The 15,998-nt window shown below is 41.9% G+C and carries 16 protein-coding genes; 12 read left to right on the top strand and 4 right to left on the bottom strand.

The features are described 5' to 3' along the window. The first annotated feature begins 48 nt into the window (after positions 1-48). Positions 49-756 carry a hypothetical protein gene (locus BLQ81_RS10265; RefSeq protein WP_092729863.1) on the top strand — a complete coding sequence of 236 codons (708 nt, stop codon included), beginning with the start codon at positions 49-51 and terminating at the stop codon, positions 754-756. 70 nt (positions 757-826) lie between these two features. Here the strand turns inward: BLQ81_RS10265 and BLQ81_RS10260 are convergent, their stop codons facing one another. The 3 genes from BLQ81_RS10260 to BLQ81_RS10250 form a co-directional block, all read right to left on the bottom strand. Next, positions 827-1,204: a TM2 domain-containing protein gene (locus BLQ81_RS10260; RefSeq protein ID WP_092729862.1), complete on the bottom strand. Its 378-nt coding sequence runs from the start codon at positions 1,202-1,204 to the stop codon at positions 827-829. After that, positions 1,176-1,331 (bottom strand): DUF2752 domain-containing protein, encoded by a 156-nt coding sequence (locus BLQ81_RS22710; RefSeq protein ID WP_245693237.1) that lies wholly within the window; start codon positions 1,329-1,331, stop codon positions 1,176-1,178. Before BLQ81_RS22710 ends, BLQ81_RS10260 begins: the two co-directional genes overlap by 29 nt. Before the next feature lie 279 nt (positions 1,332-1,610). After that, on the bottom strand, positions 1,611-2,693 hold the full coding sequence (locus BLQ81_RS10250) for an oxygenase MpaB family protein (protein ID WP_175454209.1): 1,083 nt from the start codon (positions 2,691-2,693) through the stop codon (positions 1,611-1,613). 49 nt (positions 2,694-2,742) lie between these two features. Between BLQ81_RS10250 and BLQ81_RS10245 the strand changes: the two genes are divergently transcribed. Together BLQ81_RS10245 and BLQ81_RS10240 are read left to right on the top strand one after the other, a co-directional pair. After that, positions 2,743-3,636 carry a TolB-like translocation protein gene (locus BLQ81_RS10245; protein WP_092729859.1) on the top strand — a complete coding sequence of 298 codons (894 nt, stop codon included), beginning with the start codon at positions 2,743-2,745 and terminating at the stop codon, positions 3,634-3,636. 18 nt (positions 3,637-3,654) lie between these two features. Further along, positions 3,655-4,572: an SMP-30/gluconolactonase/LRE family protein gene (locus BLQ81_RS10240; RefSeq protein WP_092729858.1), complete on the top strand. Its 918-nt coding sequence runs from the start codon at positions 3,655-3,657 to the stop codon at positions 4,570-4,572. A gap of 186 nt (positions 4,573-4,758) precedes the next feature. Here the strand turns inward: BLQ81_RS10240 and BLQ81_RS10235 are convergent, their stop codons facing one another. Then, entirely contained in the window at positions 4,759-5,466 is a 708-nt protein-coding gene (locus BLQ81_RS10235) for a DsbA family oxidoreductase (RefSeq protein WP_092729857.1), read from the bottom strand. Between the two features lie 392 nt (positions 5,467-5,858). Here BLQ81_RS10235 and BLQ81_RS10225 point away from each other — a divergent pair, with 392 nt between their 5' ends. The 9 genes from BLQ81_RS10225 to argH all read left to right on the top strand — a co-directional run bounded on the left by BLQ81_RS10225 (position 5,859) and on the right by argH (position 15,958). After that, a complete protein-coding gene (locus BLQ81_RS10225) occupies positions 5,859-7,106 on the top strand; it encodes an aminotransferase class V-fold PLP-dependent enzyme (RefSeq protein WP_092729855.1) in 1,248 nt (415 codons plus the stop codon). A gap of 490 nt (positions 7,107-7,596) precedes the next feature. Beyond that, positions 7,597-8,280, top strand: coding sequence for a GNAT family N-acetyltransferase (locus tag BLQ81_RS10220; RefSeq protein ID WP_092729896.1), 684 nt, complete (start codon positions 7,597-7,599; stop codon positions 8,278-8,280). Between the two features lie 37 nt (positions 8,281-8,317). After that, the gene (locus BLQ81_RS10215) at positions 8,318-9,508 is read left to right on the top strand and encodes an argininosuccinate synthase (RefSeq protein WP_092729854.1); all 1,191 of its coding nucleotides are present in this window, start codon (positions 8,318-8,320) and stop codon (positions 9,506-9,508) included. After that, the gene (argC, locus tag BLQ81_RS10210; protein WP_092729853.1) at positions 9,501-10,469 is read left to right on the top strand and encodes an N-acetyl-gamma-glutamyl-phosphate reductase; all 969 of its coding nucleotides are present in this window, start codon (positions 9,501-9,503) and stop codon (positions 10,467-10,469) included. The genes BLQ81_RS10215 and argC overlap by 8 nt, the downstream gene beginning before the upstream one ends. Positions 10,470-10,612: 143 nt before the next feature. Further along, positions 10,613-11,746 (top strand): aspartate aminotransferase family protein, encoded by a 1,134-nt coding sequence (locus BLQ81_RS10205; protein WP_092729852.1) that lies wholly within the window; start codon positions 10,613-10,615, stop codon positions 11,744-11,746. Between the two features lie 28 nt (positions 11,747-11,774). After that, positions 11,775-12,719, top strand: a complete 945-nt coding sequence (locus BLQ81_RS10200) for a Rossmann-fold NAD(P)-binding domain-containing protein (RefSeq protein WP_092729851.1) — start codon at positions 11,775-11,777, stop codon at positions 12,717-12,719. 22 nt (positions 12,720-12,741) lie between these two features. Beyond that, positions 12,742-13,542 (top strand): acetylglutamate kinase, encoded by an 801-nt coding sequence (gene argB, locus BLQ81_RS10195; protein ID WP_092729850.1) that lies wholly within the window; start codon positions 12,742-12,744, stop codon positions 13,540-13,542. Beyond that, positions 13,542-14,612 carry a M20 family metallo-hydrolase gene (locus BLQ81_RS10190; RefSeq protein WP_092729849.1) on the top strand — a complete coding sequence of 357 codons (1,071 nt, stop codon included), beginning with the start codon at positions 13,542-13,544 and terminating at the stop codon, positions 14,610-14,612. Before argB ends, BLQ81_RS10190 begins: the two co-directional genes overlap by 1 nt. Before the next feature lie 11 nt (positions 14,613-14,623). Further along, a complete protein-coding gene (gene argH, locus BLQ81_RS10185; protein WP_092729848.1) occupies positions 14,624-15,958 on the top strand; it encodes an argininosuccinate lyase in 1,335 nt (444 codons plus the stop codon). Positions 15,959-15,998 lie beyond the last annotated feature (40 nt).

Below are 15,998 nucleotides of genomic sequence, written 5' to 3'. Positions count from 1 at the left end.
GATTTTCTCTTTATTTGTGCAAATATAGCCAATAGTTTTTCCACAGAAATGAATATTCCACAAGCTCGGATCATCAGCCAAAAAATTGTTAAAGCGCTGATCGCTGAATCTTCAAACCGGAAATTCATTTTTACTTACCTCAAAGAAAAGCACCAAATCTTGATTGAAGAAGGACAGGATTGGTTGGCAAAAATCTATCTGCCTTGGACAGTTGAATGTTCTCAAAATGCTGAAATAGCCGAAAATCCGGACACACATTTTTCATTGGTTTTGATCCGGGCAGGACAGGCCGTCACAGGATATTTTCATCAAGGTCAGCTCATTGACCACAAGGTTTTCAGAGCTTATATGGTCAGACAAAAGCAGGGAAAATCCCAGATTAAACATCTCAAAACCAGAGGTAAATCGCGTGCAGGCTCACGTATCAGATTAGCTGAAACCGAGCGGTTTTTTGAAGAAATAAATGAGCGCTTAACTAGTTATTCATCCCTATACCCCATTGACTTTTGGGGGATTAGCTGCGCAAAAACCATGTGGCCATTTTATTTTTCTTCAGCAATAGCTCCACCATTTTCACCCAAAGCTGAAAATCTGATCGAACTTCCGTTTCATATTACCCAAGCTTCTTTTGAGGAGTTGAAAAGCGCAGGTGAATTGCTCCAAAAATATCATTTGATCCTGTCGGAAAAAGGTAAAGCTGAATTTGAGGAATTTGAAACAACGATTATCCCCTCAGCCAAATCTGAGGATTGGTAAATCGGCTCACTACCTGAAAATAAAAAAGCCCCGGATACCCGAGGCTAATAAAGTTAAGAGTTGAAGGAGATTAGACAGATGAATTACCCATGGTTGGGAAGTGATTGGAAATCATGGCCAAAGTTTCATGAGCCATTTTCACATTGTATTCATAGGCTAAACTTTTATAGTTGACCAAGTCGACAATTGTACCGATAAAACACAAGCCAAGTGTCAGGATGTACAATATACCAAGTCCAATTTGACCTAGGATAAACCGATGCAAGCCGGCAAATCCAAAGAAACCGATCAAGGTCAGAATTAAAATCATCTGCGCGTCTTTTCTTCGTGCCCGGTAGACTTGGGCGAAGAGGGACGCTTGGTCCTCATCCATGTTTTTCATCAAACCCTGGATGTACCCCAGTTCCATTCCTTCCAGTTCAGGAAGGTGTCTCAATACATTTGCCATAATTGTGTGTTGTTTTAAGGTTTTTTACAAGATTCCAAATTCGGTGAAAGATCACCCCGAAGGCAAGTATACCGAGCGGATGCATAGACAAGGATGCCTCAAATTCCCCATGCGCCAAGAGACTCATGGACCTTCCTAATCCACAACCCGGACACCAATCGATTCCGAGCTGACTGAGTGGACAAAGACTCAGGTGACTTCCGGAGTGAGGGTCGAACATCAGAATGGTGATTATGCTTCCGATCCAAAAGACCAACTCCAGCGGGAATCGATTAAGATATGGGATGAATGGCTTCATGGCTCTCAAAGTACGAAAAAGGTGCCAGCATGCAAATGTGGCTCAAAAGTGCCAGCTACCGCCCTAGTTTAAAATGACTGCCTGATTAGCGTACAAAATTGTGTCCGATTACGAACGGGAAATGACAGGAAGTTGGATGGTCATCAGTTTTCCAAACTGCTGGATTTGCTGTTGATCGAGTGCTCTTTTGAGGGTAGTATAGCTTTTTTTCGCTCCGAAATTCTTTAATCCATTCAATTTGAAGAACAATCCGAGTAGATCACCTTGAAAAGATATTTTTGATTTAAGATTAAGTGCTTTTGAGGCTTCTTTACCTAAGAAGAAGGAAACTATTCCTTCGACTTGTGATGCCAAGGCAGCATCAGGAACTGCCTTTCGGTAATAACTGAGCAAGGCACCGATTAATTTTTGACCAGCAGCTGAGGCTCGGATATTTCTTGATCGAATCAATTTATCCAGCTCAAAAGCTTCTTTGGAGGTTTCAGGCCAATAGTTTACATCAATTCCGATCAACTCCCCTATCCATCTCCAATAAGCCAACACTGCTTGATGCTCAGCCTCATCTATCGATATTCCCAACTTAAAGAGTCCTCTGAGGACGATTTGGCTAAAAGCAATATTCGTCCCGATCATATCCTCCTGATTTACAGGCATGCCGTAAGCGGACTGCCAATCTTTTGCATAATGCTTGATAAAATACCTGCTATAAGCATGGATCAGCCGAACCTTGGCGCAAACCAAATAGGCCCTGTTGTCCGATATAAATGCTCCGGGTCGAAATATTTCCATCACAAAATATCCGGTCTCCCCAAGTCGCTCTCCAATGGCATCGATGATTCGCTTGGATCTAACCAAAACCTCTGCCCCATCGGCGAAAGCATAACAATACGGCAAGGAATAAAAACCAAGCAGGGCCGTGTAAAAATCTCCGTTTTCTTCAAAAAATTGTTGGCCTCGTTCTAGAATAGCCCTTACATCAGATGAGTCTTTTCTTCTGTAAAACTCAAAAAAATCAGTGACCTCTTTTGAAAAATCCTGCGATAATTTATCAGGAATTCTTTCCCACGAGTTGATGGTTTTGACCCAATCCGGGTTTTGGATCAAGGCGGAAACTGCTCGGTCAGCAAGTTCATCCTGCTGCTGACGAAGATCGTCAAACAAAGAATTGGTATATAGATGTAATTTACTCACGTCAATCTAACCTGCATTTTGTAATTTGGTTGGCTTAGAACTCACATTCATGATTAAATTTCTCATCACACTTTCACTTTTGCTCGTTTTTCAAACTCAAATCACTCAGGCTCAGGGAGGTTTTGATATTTGGGTAATGGACACTAAGGGAAAGGGACGAAAGTTTAACGTCCTGACCGAAACAGCAAAGCCCCTTACCAACCGACCTGAGTATGACAATCAGCCCAATTTTATCAACGAGTACCAATTGGTTTTTTCGGCTGCCGATGAAAATGGAAATCATGATATCATAGTTTACAATTTTACCTCAGAAAAATTTACCAATCTGAGCAAAACTTCCGATCGAAGCGAATTCTCGCCCACTTTAACAGACTGCGGTTTGTATGTTTCAGCAATAGTCGTGGAGCCGGATGGTAAGCAAAGGCTGTGGCTATACCCTACCAACTTTGGTGAGCCTGAATTATTGTATGATGATATTGCTCCCGTCGGATATTACGACTGGTATGATAACAAGGCGGCAATGTTTATCCTTGGCGAGCCAAACAAGCTTTCCTATGCCAGAGGAAAAGGTGATCTTTTGGAAATTGACAATCATATCGGGCGTGCTGTGAAACGGAGACCTAAAACCTCTCAAATCGGCTATTTATCGATGAAATCCCCAAAAGAAACCGGTGATGGTCTTGCACTCCCCATTCGTACTTATGACATCGCAAATGGAAAATCTGAAGTCTTGGGATTTGGCTTACCTGGGGCTTTGGATTTTATCTGGCTGGACAGTAACTACCTTCTGATGGCTAGTGGAAATAATATTTATCGAAAGAAATCAAATCACTCTGAGTGGGAATTTTTGGGAAAAGTAGAATCTTCAACTCATCAAAATATATCCCGAATGGCCTACAGCCCTGAATTGAAAAAGCTAGTAGTAGTCATGCAACGTAATTAACTCTAATAATCAAAGCGTATGAATTTTAAAAATGCAATAGCCTTATCGACCTTTCTTATAGGTTCTCTCTCAGTTTTTGCCCAAATAGAGGACAAACGTGGTATTGTAGCAAAAGGAGCGGAATTGGTCAAAGTCAAAGATGGATTTAGCTTTACAGAGGGTCCTGCGGTCAACCGAATGGGGGATATCTTTTTCACTGACCAACCAAATGACAAAATTTACAAATGGTCTGCGGGAAGCAATAAAGTGACGCTTTTCAAAGAAGGAACCGGGCGGGCAAACGGTCTATATTTTCAACTTGACGGAACACTCATCGCGGCCGCGGATCTTAAAAATGAATTATGGGCCATTGACCAAAATACCGGGAAAGAAACAGTGATCGTCCCTTCCTTTAAGGGAAAAAAACTGAATGGGCCCAACGATGTTTGGGTACGTCCCAAGGGTGGATTGTATTTCACAGACCCACTTTATGCAAGACCCTATTGGGAAGGGATCAGATCCAAAGAAATGGAGCAGGATGGCCAGCATGTGTATTTTCTTTCTTCCGATAGATCAGAACTTTTCAGAGTAACAGAGGATCTTACCCAGCCAAATGGCATCGTAGGAACTCCCGATGGCAAGCATCTGTACATTGCAGATATCGGGGCAAAAAAGACCTGGAAATACGATGTGATGGAAGATGGCTATTTGACCAACAAGACACTTTTCTGCGAAATGGGTTCTGACGGAATGACCATAGATGAAAAAGGAAATGTCTACCTCACCGGTAAAGGGGTCACTGTTTTTGACCGAAATGGCACTCAGGTAGCCCACATTCCCGTTCCTGCCAATTGGACTGCTAATGTGGCTTTTGGTGCTTTGGATCGCAAAACACTCTTCATCACCGCTATGGATGCGGTCTATACCCTAAAAATGAAAACACGAGGAGTTTGGTGAAATAAGTGGGAAGACCGGAGATCGAAGGAGGAAAATAATTAAATTATCAATTATCAATCTCAATGATCAAATCTCAAGGAGTCCTTCAAGCTCATTGAAAATTGATCATTGTCCATTGGTCATTGAAAATTCACAAATTGGTCATTACATACTTCTTGTTTCTTGGGTCTAGTTTCTTGGTTCTTTTTAGCAATCGCCATCCACATCACAGCTTTCCCCTACTGAATTGCCAGCCATATCAAAGATGGGATTGCTTTTGGCAAATTCCGCCCAGGCTTTTTCCAAAGTCTGATCAAATACTTCGTCAGGCTGAGCACCTGAGATTCCGAATTTTCCGTCAATGACAAAAAATGGAACACCTTTTACTCCGATTTGTCTTGATTCATAAATATCCTGATCTACAGCTTCATCAAACTGATCGGTCTCAAGCATTGCTTTAATTTTTTCTTCCTTCAAGCCAACTTCCTTACCCAAAGAAATCAAAGTTGCGAAGTCATCCACATTTTTACCTTCGGAAAAATATGCGCCCAGCAAACGCTCCTTCATTGCATCACCTTTTCCGGACTCTTTTGCCAAATGAATCAGACGATGAGCATTTCGGGTATTCGCAACTACTGCTTTTTCAAAATCAAACACCAGTCCCTGGGCAGCAGCCATATTGACCACATTGGAAGTGATCTCAAGGGTTTGCTCCATTGACCAACCTTTGGATTCCGATAAATGCTCCAGGGTATTGATCGAAGGATTTGTTTTTTGATCGGGATTGAGCTGAAAACTTTTCCACTCGACCTCAACCTGGTCTTTAAACGAGAATTTTTCAATTGCCTTTTCCAACTTTCTTTTACCGATGTAACAAAAAGGACAAACAACATCAGACCAAATCTCGATTTTCATAGCTTTTTTTATTTACTTAATCTGTAAATCCGCTTTCTTACCAGTAGCCATAGGAAATAAGAATAGAAGTCCGATGAGACGAGCTGTGGACTGTGGACGGTCGTCTGTCGACGATTATCCGCTTTTTGCAATTTCAATTTTAGCAAACTGGTAGAATTGCGGATAATCATATTACTTAAATGTCAAATCTGATTTTGTACCAAAGAGTTCAAGTCCTATCCGTGAAAACCAAAGAATGTCCCTCCTGCGCGATGGAAATTGATTCCAAATCAACTGTCTGTCCCATCTGCCAATTTGAATTTCCAAAACGAGCTCCATGGATTACATGGATGGCTATTTTTTTGGTACTTCTGTTTTTACTTTCCTATGTTTTCTAACCACCTCCCCTTACCATGAACAAGCGTTCCTTCATCAAATCTTTGGCTGCTCTGGGTATTGGCAGCAGTTCAATATTGTCGGTAAAAGCAGCTCCTTTTTCTCTAGGCAAGCTAGACTTCTCTGCATCTGATATTTGGGATCAAATCCGTGCCGGATACCGAATCAAACCGGATTACATCAATTTGGAGAATGGGTATTACTGCTTTTTACCGCAGGAAACGCTGGAGAAATACATTGAGCACATTCGGGAGATCAACTATCAGGCATCCTTTTACATGCGTGGGATCCAGTTTGAAAACAAAGCCAAGTCTGCAGCCATGCTTGCCGAACTGATTGGGGCATCCTCTGAGGAAGTGGTATTGACAAGAAATACGACAGAATCATTAGACTTGATCATCTCAGGATATCCCTGGAAAGCTGGTGATGAAGCGGTTTTTGCCAATCAGGATTATGGGAGCATGCAGACCATGTTTGAGATGGCTTCCAAAAGATGGGGAATCAAAACTGTCAAAGTGGATATTCCCATACATCCTGAAAATGATGAAGAAATCGTTGATGTTTACCGAAGAGCCATAAGTTCAAAAACCAGATTGATCATGGTTCCGCATATTGTGAATATCACAGGACAAATTTTGCCAGTCAGAAAAATTGCCGATATGGCGCATGAACGAGGGGTCGAAATCATGCTGGATGGGGCCCAAGCGGTGGGGCATTTCGCATTTAATATGCATGACTTGGATTGCGACTACTACGGCAGCAGTCTTCACAAATGGCTGAGCGTGCCACTCGGAGCGGGGATGCTATATGTGAAAAAAGACAAAATCAGCAAGATCCAGCCACTTTTGGCTCCATTTGATATGAATCTCAAAACTATTGGATATCTCAACCATATCGGAACCCATCCAGCCGCCACTGACCTCTCCGTGATCAATGCTATAGAATTTCAGAATAAAATTGGTTTTAAGAGAAAAGAAGAACGACTGCGGTTTTTGCAAAAATATTGGTCAGACCAAGTCAGAAATCATCCCGGAATCCAAGTCAATACACCAATAGATCCAGAGCGATCCTGCGGAATAGGTAATGTATGGGTAGAAAAAAATACTCCTGCTGAAATGGGGAAAATCCTGATGGAAAAGTACAAAATCTTCACTGCGCCGATAGATCGATCCGGTGTCAGGGGTGTTCGGGTTTCTCCAAATATTTACACTTCAACAGTTGAACTGGATCAATTGGTTAGGGCATTGAAAGAAATGGCAGGATAGCATTTGGGAGTTATTGGTAAGAATTGGCAGTTTAGCATTAGAAGTCAAAAAGCGATAGTTTGAAGTCTAAAATATTCTGATCCCCTCCTTTGAAACACTTTAGTATTTCCGCCGAATTTTATTTGGGTTAAGGGTTTTGGAGAGTTTTAAAACATGTAGAAGTATTGAATGCAAGATATTATCTCAATTAAATCAATTTTTTATATGATTTTCTTGTAATCCATTATTTGAGGTATAACATTTGCACCTTCAATAGCATGATTAACCAACCTCACATAGCACCTGTTTTCACTACTCCCCCCCAAGTGGAAGTAGTGACTATTGCTATGCCATTTTTTGCTCCATCAAGGAGGAATAGGTTTACCTATAGGGTTTGACCCTGTAATATTTTCTGTTTTCCTACGTGGAAAACATACTCCGCATAATCCTTGACTTCTAATCTTAATCTTCACACTTCATCGTTTGATGGAGTTAACTCATGCAGTCCATTATGGAAGAAATTTCTTTCAAAATCATCGTAGCCGATTCTTCCCACAAGGCTTATTCCGTCACCATAGCAGACGAGATGGAAAATTCCGCCAAAGCCCGTGGAACAGGAATCGCTAAAAGAAGCCCTGCTTACCTCGAAACTAAAATGGAAGAAGGTAAGGCAGTGATTGCCTTGACAGCTGACGGAACTTGGGCGGGATTCTGTTACATCGAGGCTTGGGGTCATGGTAAATTCGTGGCCAACTCCGGTTTGATTGTATCTCCCGAGTTTAGAAAGTATGGCTTGGCAAGAAAGATTAAGCGGGAAATATTCAAGCTCAGTCGTAAAAAATACCCGGAATCTAAAATTTTCGGTTTGACAACCGGTGCCGCTGTGATGAAAATCAATTCCGAATTGGGCTATATTCCTGTATCTTATTCCGATCTAACGGATGATGAGGAATTTTGGAAAGGGTGCAGAAGCTGTGTGAATTATGAAATTTTGATGTCCAAAAATCGTCAAAACTGCCTCTGCACAGCCATGCTGTATGATCCAAATGCCAAACGAAATCACACTGAAGACTTAGCATTGCGAGATGATTTCAAAAAAGAACTCAAACTATTTGACCGTTGGGTCAGACTCAAAAAATATGTCATGCTCAAACTGAATAAGACCAAAGATTCGGCTCTAAGCATTTTCCTTTAATTCATTTCCTAAGTGAACAAATCTATTTAATATTAAAATGAAGAAAGTTGTTTTAGCCTACAGTGGAGGCTTGGATACCACATTTTGCGCACTTCACCTCACCAAGGATTTGGGCTATGAAGTTCATGCCGTCATTGTAAATACAGGTGGCTTTTCCAAAGAAGAGTTAGCAACCATCGAGGCAAGGGCAAAAACGCTAGGTGTAGCATCTTTCCATATTCTGGAAGTATTGGATATCTATTATCATGAAGTGATCAAGTTTTTGGTTTTCGGTAATGTCTTAAAAAATGCCACCTATCCACTTTCTGTTTCCGCAGAGCGAATTCTTCAGGCAAAATCCTTGGCAGAATATGCCAAGTCTATCGGTGCAAAAGCAGTGGCGCATGGTTCTACCGGTGCCGGAAATGATCAGGTGAGATTTGATATGATTTTCCAGACGATTGTTCCGGATATCGAAATCATCACCCCCATTCGTGATCTGAAACTTTCCCGTCAGGAAGAAATCGAATACCTGAAAAAACATGGTGTTTCCATGAATTTTGAAAAGGCTGCATATTCCATTAATAAAGGAATTTGGGGAACATCAGTCGGTGGTAAGGAAACCTTGACTTCTTCTGAGTTTCTTCCGGAAGAGGCTTGGCCTACACAAGTCACTGAAACTTCCCCAAAAGAAATAAAATTGACTTTTGTTAAAGGAGAATTGAAAGGAGTCGACGGAGTGGTCTTCGAAAACCCTGTAGATGCAATTCAAAAAGTGCAGGCCATGGCGGCACCTTATGGGATTGGACGTGACATTCATGTCGGCGATACGATCATCGGGATTAAAGGTCGTGTGGGTTTTGAAGCTGCTGCACCAATTATCATCATCAAGGGACATCAACTTCTGGAAAAGCATACGCTCACCAAATGGCAGATGTTCTGGAAGAACCAGTTGTCTGAATTCTATGGTAATCACCTGCATGAAGGACATTATTTGGATCCGGTGATGCGAAATCTGGAAGCTTTCCTCGAAGACACCCAAAAATATGTTACCGGAGATGTTCGTGTTTTGCTTCAGCCTTACCGATTTACCTTACTGGGAATCGAATCAGATCACGATTTGATGTCGTCCAAGTTTGGAAGCTATGGTGAAATGAACAAGGGGTACACCGGTGAAGATGTAAAAGGCTTTACCCGTATTTTGGGAAACCAAACTTCCATCTTCCACAAAGTAAACAGCCATGACTAAAATCAGAACAGCAGTCATCGGTGCAGCGGGATACACCGGAGGAGAATTACTCCGGATTCTGGTTCACCATCCTGCCTGTGAGCTTGTCTGTGTACATTCCAATAGCCAAAAAGGCAAAAAAGTAGCGGAAGTTCATCCCGATTTAATCGGAGATTGTGATCTGGTTTTCTCAGATCAAGTTCCAAATGAAGGAATAGATGCAGTTTTTTTGGGTTTGCCACATGGCGAAACCAAAGGATTTCTGGAAGCTCATGCTTTTAGTCCTGATACTGTCATTATTGATCTTTCGACAGACTTCAGAAATGAATCTGGGGGTTTTGTCTATGGCCTTCCCGAAGTGAATGCTGTGAAAATCAAATCTGCAAAACGTATCGCTAATCCGGGTTGCTTTGCCACTGGAATTCAATTGGCCTTAGCACCAGCCATTGCAAAAGGCTGGGTGAAGGATGCTATACAGATCACAGGAATCACGGGTAGCACCGGTGCCGGAAAAAAGCTTGGCGAAACTTCACACTTCAGCTACCGAACTGGTAACATGTCCGTGTACAAGCTTTTTACGCATCAGCACCTCAATGAAATTAAGCAGACATTCAGGCAAATTAATCCTGACTTCAGTTCAGATTTACTGTTTGTCCCCTACCGTGGCAATTTCTCCCGTGGAATCTGGGTCACAGCCTATTTTCCTTTTGAAGGAACTGAAGAGGAAGCTGTAAAAGCCTATCAGGAGTTCTATAAAAATGCGGCATTTACTCATGTGTCCACACAGGATATAGATTTGAAGCAAGCAGTGAACACGAATAAATGCATCCTCCACATCCAAAAAGAAGCCGGGCAATTGGTCATTTATTCTGCAATTGACAATCTCTTGAAAGGTGCATCAGGACAGGCTGTTCAGAATTTGAATTTGGCTTTTGGGCTGGATGAAAGGACAGGATTGAATTTGAAGTCTATTGCTTTTTAAATGCAAGACACTAGACATTAGACACAAGACTTTAGATAAAACATTCAACTTCGATTTTTGCAATTCGAAGTTCAACATTTGAAATTGAGGATCGAGGAGCATTTAGACCTCGTAAATCGTATTTCGTAAATCGTACTTTAAAAATGAATTTATTCGACGTATACCCCCTGATTCCAGTTACTTTGGTGAAAGCTGAGGGATCCAAACTTTGGGATGATCAGGGACAGGAATATTTGGATTTGTATGGAGGTCACGCAGTGATTTCTATCGGTCATACCCATCCCCACTATGTGAAGCGCATCAAAGATCAATTGGATCAAATCGCCTTCTATTCCAATTCCATTCAGATTCCTATTCAAAAAGAATTTGCCGATAAGCTGGGCCGCATTTCTTGCCTGCACTCCTATCAGCTATTTCTATGTAATTCTGGTGCCGAAGCCAATGAAAATGCCATCAAAATGGCATCTTTTGAAACCGAAAAATCGGGATTCATTGCATTTACAGGTTCATTTCATGGGAGAACATCCGGAGCAGTTGCTTTGACCGACAATCCCAAAATCATTGCTCCCTGCAATGCACGTGAAGATTTCCACATCTTGCCTTGGGGAGATTTGGAGGCTGTGGAAGAAGCTTTGAAAGGTAATACCATAGCAGGAATCATCATTGAAGGAATTCAGGGAGTCGGTGGTATCCAGGTTCCTTCCGCTGAATTTCTCCTGGGAATTTCGGCATTGGCAAAAAAGTATCAAGCCAAGCTGATCTTGGATGAAGTTCAATCCGGCTATGGAAGAACAGGTCGCTTTTTTGCCCATCAGTGGGTAGAGGGTATTATGCCGGATCTGATCAGTATGGCTAAGGGAATGGGAAATGGCTTTCCCATTGGTGGACTTTTGATTTCTCCGGAGTTTAAGGCAAGCTATGGATTGCTCGGAACCACTTTTGGAGGAAATCATCTCGCTTGTGCAGCTGGATTGGCTGTATTGGAGGTCTTGGAAGCTGAAAAACTTCAGTCCAAAGCTTTAGACCTTGGCGAAAAGTTAATCGAAGAATTAAAGCAAATTCCCGGCATCACCGATGTCAGAGGAAAAGGTCTTATGATCGGAATAGATTTGGACAGAGACGCTGGCCCTGTCCGCACTGAATTGGTTAAGAAATACCACATTTTCACTGGTTCTGCAGCCAAAAAGCAAACGATTCGATTACTTCCTCCTTTGTCTGTAGATTGGAATCAATTAAATTCGTTCTTAGTCGCTTTGAAAGAAATATTGAGTAACTGAGTTTTTTAATACCCTAGCCCCGCATTAAATGAAGCATTTTATAAAGTTTGAGTCCAAGGAATTGGGTCAGGAATTGATTGATCTTGCGCTGGTCTACAAAGCCAATCCGAGATTGGATCTCGCAAAAGGTCAGGGGAAGCGTGTCGGTTGTATTTTTTTAAATCCCTCACTTCGGACGCGAGTTTCCACTCAAATCGCAGCACAAAATCTGGGAATGGAGGCGATCGTCCTGAATATGGACAAAGAAGGTTGGGCCTTGGAGATGAAAGAAGGTGCCATCATGAACAAAGGAACTGTTGAGCACATCAAAGATGCTGCTGGTGTTTTGGGTTCATACTTCGATATTTTGGCGATTCGTGCATTTCCATCTTTGACAAATCGAGAAGAAGACGTGAATGATTTTGTGTTTGGTCAATTCGTAAAATATAGTGGAAAACCTGTAGTCAGCTTAGAGTCTGCTGTTCGTCATCCGCTTCAAAGTTTGGCCGATCAGATCACTATTCAGGAATTTGCAGAAGGAAAAAGAAAGCCAAAGGTGGTCTTAACTTGGGCACCCCATATCAAAGCTATCCCTCACGCGGTTGCAAACAGTTTTTCAGAATGGACATTGGGAATGGGCCATGACTTGACGATTACTTATCCGGAAGGATATGAATTGGATGAAGCTTTTACAAAAGGTGCAAGCCTAGAATACAATCAAAGTAAAGCACTTGAAGACGCTGATTTTGTGTATGTTAAAAACTGGTCATCCTTCAATGATTATGGTAAAATTCTTTCAACGGATCATTCGTGGATGCTTACCGAAAAGCATTTAAAAAAAGCAAAAGAAGCCAAAGTAATGCACTGCCTGCCGGTCAGAAGAAACCTGGAACTTTCGGATGAAATCCTCGATGGGGCACGTTCTTTGGTGCAGAAGCAGGCAGAAAACAGAATTTATGCAGCTCAAGCTGTAATCGGGAAACTCCTAGGATAATCCTGTTTAAGCATCCAAACCTATGAAGATATCAATCATCAAAATCGGCGGAAACGTCATCGACTTCCCTGAGAAGTTGGATGAGTTTTTAGCACTTTTCGCAAAATTTCCGGGACATAAAATTCTCATTCATGGAGGTGGAATCATGGCGTCGCGCTTTGGAGAATCCATGGGAGTCATGCCCGAGATGGTTGATGGTCGTCGGATTACAGATAAGGACACGCTTGACATTGTGACCATGGTCTATGCGGGATTGATCAATAAAAATATGGTGGCTAAACTTCAGTCCCTGAAAATCAATGCCATCGGTATGACCGGCGCTGACGGAAACTTAATCAGATCTATCAAGCGACCTGTAAAGGGAATTGACTATGGCTTTGTCGGTGACATCCAGGAAGTAAATACCGAGTTGATCAAAACCCTGCTTTCCGCTGGTTTACATCCTGTGGTCAATGCGATCACACATGACAAAAAGGGTCAATTACTCAATACTAACGCAGATTCTATCGCTTCTGCTTTAGCAACTAGCTTAGCGGAAGAGCATCAGGTCAACCTGTATTTCTGTTTTAACAAAAGTGGGGTTTTGGTAGATGAAAAAAACGACATGTCCATTATTCCATTGATCAACGAAGATATTTATGCGGAGCTTCGCAAGGAAAATGTAATTCATTCGGGTATGATTCCCAAATTGGACAATGCCTTTGCCGCACTGGAAAAAGGGGTGAATAATGTCTGGATAGGGAAAGCGGAAAACTTACTTCTCGCAGCAAAAGGAAAATTATCCGGTACAACCATAGAACGAAATCGTTACGATCTTTACTGATGGAAAACATTGCTGTACTTTTTGAGGATGCTATCCAATTACTCAAGGACTTGATCGAGACTCCTTCTTTTTCAAAAGAAGAAAATAAAACAGCGGATCGTATTGAGACTTTTTTGAATCAAAAAGGAATTGAAGTCAATCGGCAAGGAAATAACATTTGGGCTTTTGCGAATGATTACAATCCCGTTTTGCCTACGATTTGGTTAAACTCACATCACGATACCGTAAAGCCGAATTCGGGTTATACCAAAGACCCATTCAAGGCGATTGTTGAAGAAGGAAAACTGTTCGGCTTGGGGAGTAATGATGCGGGAGGTCCTTTAGTAAGTTTGATTGCTTGCTTTTGTCATTTTATAGGGAAGTCCTTCCCATTTAACCTGCTGATCATCGCTTCCGCAGAGGAAGAGATTTCGGGCTCAAATGGAATTTCTTCTCTGATCTCCATACTTCCTGAGGCGGAATTGGCCATCGTCGGTGAGCCTACCCAAATGCGACTAGCTGTCGCGGAAAAAGGACTTTTGGTAATCGATGCGAAAATTCAGGGCAAAGCGGGTCATGCAGCAAGAGAAGAAGGCATCAATGCGATCTATCTGGCAATGGAGGATTTGGATGAAATCCGAAACTTTCAATTCTTCAAATCCAGCTCATTTTTGGGCAGGTCCAAAGTAACCGCCACCGTGATCAAAGCAGGACAGCAACATAATGTAATTCCTGACCTATGTGAATTCACTTTAGATGTACGTGTTACAGACGCATATACCCTTGAGGAAGCTTTCGAAGAGTTAAAATCCAAGTTAAAAGCCGAACTTACCCCTCGGTCTATGCGATTGCAGTCTTCGCATCTCCCTGAAGGACACTTGATGTATCGAGTTTCGGACAAACTGGAACTTGAAAATTTTGGTAGTCCTACCCTATCTGATCAGGCCTTAATTCCCTGGCCTTCTGTCAAGATTGGTCCGGGTGATTCGGCACGCTCTCATTCTGCCGACGAATTCATTTTTATCGAAGAAATCAGAAAAGGAATTCAAGGCTACATCTCAATTATCAATAAATACGCTGAACTCAGCTAAAGAACTATCCCATGAAACTCTGGCAAAAAGCCACCGGCAGCAAACAGGAAGTAGAACAATTCACCATCGGCAGAGATCCGGAATTTGACATCATTTTAGCTCCTTTTGATGTCTTGGGTTCTTTGGCTCATGCACACATGCTGACAAAAATCGGACTTTTGACGATTGAGGAAAACGAAATTTTGCAAAAAGGATTGAAGGAAATCTACTTCGAAATCGAGCAGGGTAAATTCAGTATTTCTCCCGGTGTTGAGGACGTACATTCTCAAGTTGAATTTTTGCTTACAGCCCGTTATGGGGAAGTCGGAAAAAAACTTCACAGTGGAAGAAGTCGAAATGACCAGGTATTGGTCGATCTGAAATTGTACTATCGTGCTGCAATCCGTGAAATTGTGGAAGTATCCCAGACCCTTTTTGACTTGCTTGTGGAGCTTTCATCCAAACATAAAAATGACCTCATGCCAGGCTATACGCACACCCAATTGGCGATGCCGTCCTCCTTTGGCTTATGGTTTGGATCTTTTGCCGAAGGATTGACTGAAGATCTAGGCTTGCTGAAGGTTGCCTTTGATTTGAGTAACAAAAACCCCCTGGGGTCCGCTGCAGGATACGGCTCCAGTTTTCCTTTGGACAGAACAATGACCACAGAATTGTTGGGGTTTGCAGATATGCATCACAATGTCATCAATGCACAAAACAGCCGAGGTAAAACCGAACGAACATTGGCTTTTGCAATGGCAGGAATCTCGGCGACACTGAATAGATTGGCGACTGATGTTTGCCTCTTTATGAATCAACACTTCGCGTTTGTATCATTTCCGGATGATTTGACTACCGGCAGTAGTATTATGCCACACAAAAAAAATCCGGATGTATTTGAATTGATCCGCTCTAAAACAAATCAGATTCAGGGTCTATCTACAACAATTGGCTATCTGCTGACCAATATGAGTACAGGATACCATCGTGACCTGCAATTGCTCAAAGAGGAAATTTTCCCGGGGATCGAAAAATTGAAGTCCTGCCTTGCAATGACTACTTTCATGCTAAAATCGATCAAAGTACGTCAGAATATCCTCCAAGACCCTTTTTACAAGCATGTGTTTTCTGTAGAAGTGGTCAATGATTTAGTGCTAAAAGGTGCCCCATTTCGTGATGCCTATATGCAGGTAGGACTGGAAATCGAAGCGGGCCATTTTGCGCCAAACCAGGACCAGCTAAACCACACCCATGAGGGAAGTATTGGAAATCTTTGTTTAGATGAAATTAAATCTAAAATGGATGCTATTCTTGAAAGCTATGATTTCCAATTGATTGACCAAAAATTTTTAAGATTGTTGAGTTAAAATATTTTTTCCGTTCATTGAATTTTCCCAAAGATTCGTT

The organism is Algoriphagus alkaliphilus (assembly GCF_900103735.1).
Classification (GTDB): domain Bacteria; phylum Bacteroidota; class Bacteroidia; order Cytophagales; family Cyclobacteriaceae; genus Algoriphagus; species Algoriphagus alkaliphilus.
This window is presented reverse-complemented; position numbering and strand designations above follow the sequence as displayed.

Coding starts and splice junctions, on each gene's coding strand:
- BLQ81_RS10220 (WP_092729896.1), top strand. CDS start 7,597: ATGGAAGAAATTTCTTTCAAAATCATCGTAGCCGATTCTTCCCACAAG.
- BLQ81_RS10235 (WP_092729857.1), bottom strand. CDS start 5,466: ATGAAAATCGAGATTTGGTCTGATGTTGTTTGTCCTTTTTGTTACATC.
- BLQ81_RS10240 (WP_092729858.1), top strand. CDS start 3,655: ATGAATTTTAAAAATGCAATAGCCTTATCGACCTTTCTTATAGGTTCT.
- BLQ81_RS10200 (WP_092729851.1), top strand. CDS start 11,775: ATGAAGCATTTTATAAAGTTTGAGTCCAAGGAATTGGGTCAGGAATTG.
- BLQ81_RS10225 (WP_092729855.1), top strand. CDS start 5,859: ATGAACAAGCGTTCCTTCATCAAATCTTTGGCTGCTCTGGGTATTGGC.
- BLQ81_RS10260 (WP_092729862.1), bottom strand. CDS start 1,204: ATGGCAAATGTATTGAGACACCTTCCTGAACTGGAAGGAATGGAACTG.
- argH (WP_092729848.1), top strand. CDS start 14,624: ATGAAACTCTGGCAAAAAGCCACCGGCAGCAAACAGGAAGTAGAACAA.
- BLQ81_RS10215 (WP_092729854.1), top strand. CDS start 8,318: ATGAAGAAAGTTGTTTTAGCCTACAGTGGAGGCTTGGATACCACATTT.
- argB (WP_092729850.1), top strand. CDS start 12,742: ATGAAGATATCAATCATCAAAATCGGCGGAAACGTCATCGACTTCCCT.
- BLQ81_RS10245 (WP_092729859.1), top strand. CDS start 2,743: ATGATTAAATTTCTCATCACACTTTCACTTTTGCTCGTTTTTCAAACT.
- BLQ81_RS22710 (WP_245693237.1), bottom strand. CDS start 1,331: ATGAGTCTCTTGGCGCATGGGGAATTTGAGGCATCCTTGTCTATGCAT.
- BLQ81_RS10205 (WP_092729852.1), top strand. CDS start 10,613: ATGAATTTATTCGACGTATACCCCCTGATTCCAGTTACTTTGGTGAAA.
- BLQ81_RS10265 (WP_092729863.1), top strand. CDS start 49: ATGAATATTCCACAAGCTCGGATCATCAGCCAAAAAATTGTTAAAGCG.
- BLQ81_RS10190 (WP_092729849.1), top strand. CDS start 13,542: ATGGAAAACATTGCTGTACTTTTTGAGGATGCTATCCAATTACTCAAG.
- argC (WP_092729853.1), top strand. CDS start 9,501: ATGACTAAAATCAGAACAGCAGTCATCGGTGCAGCGGGATACACCGGA.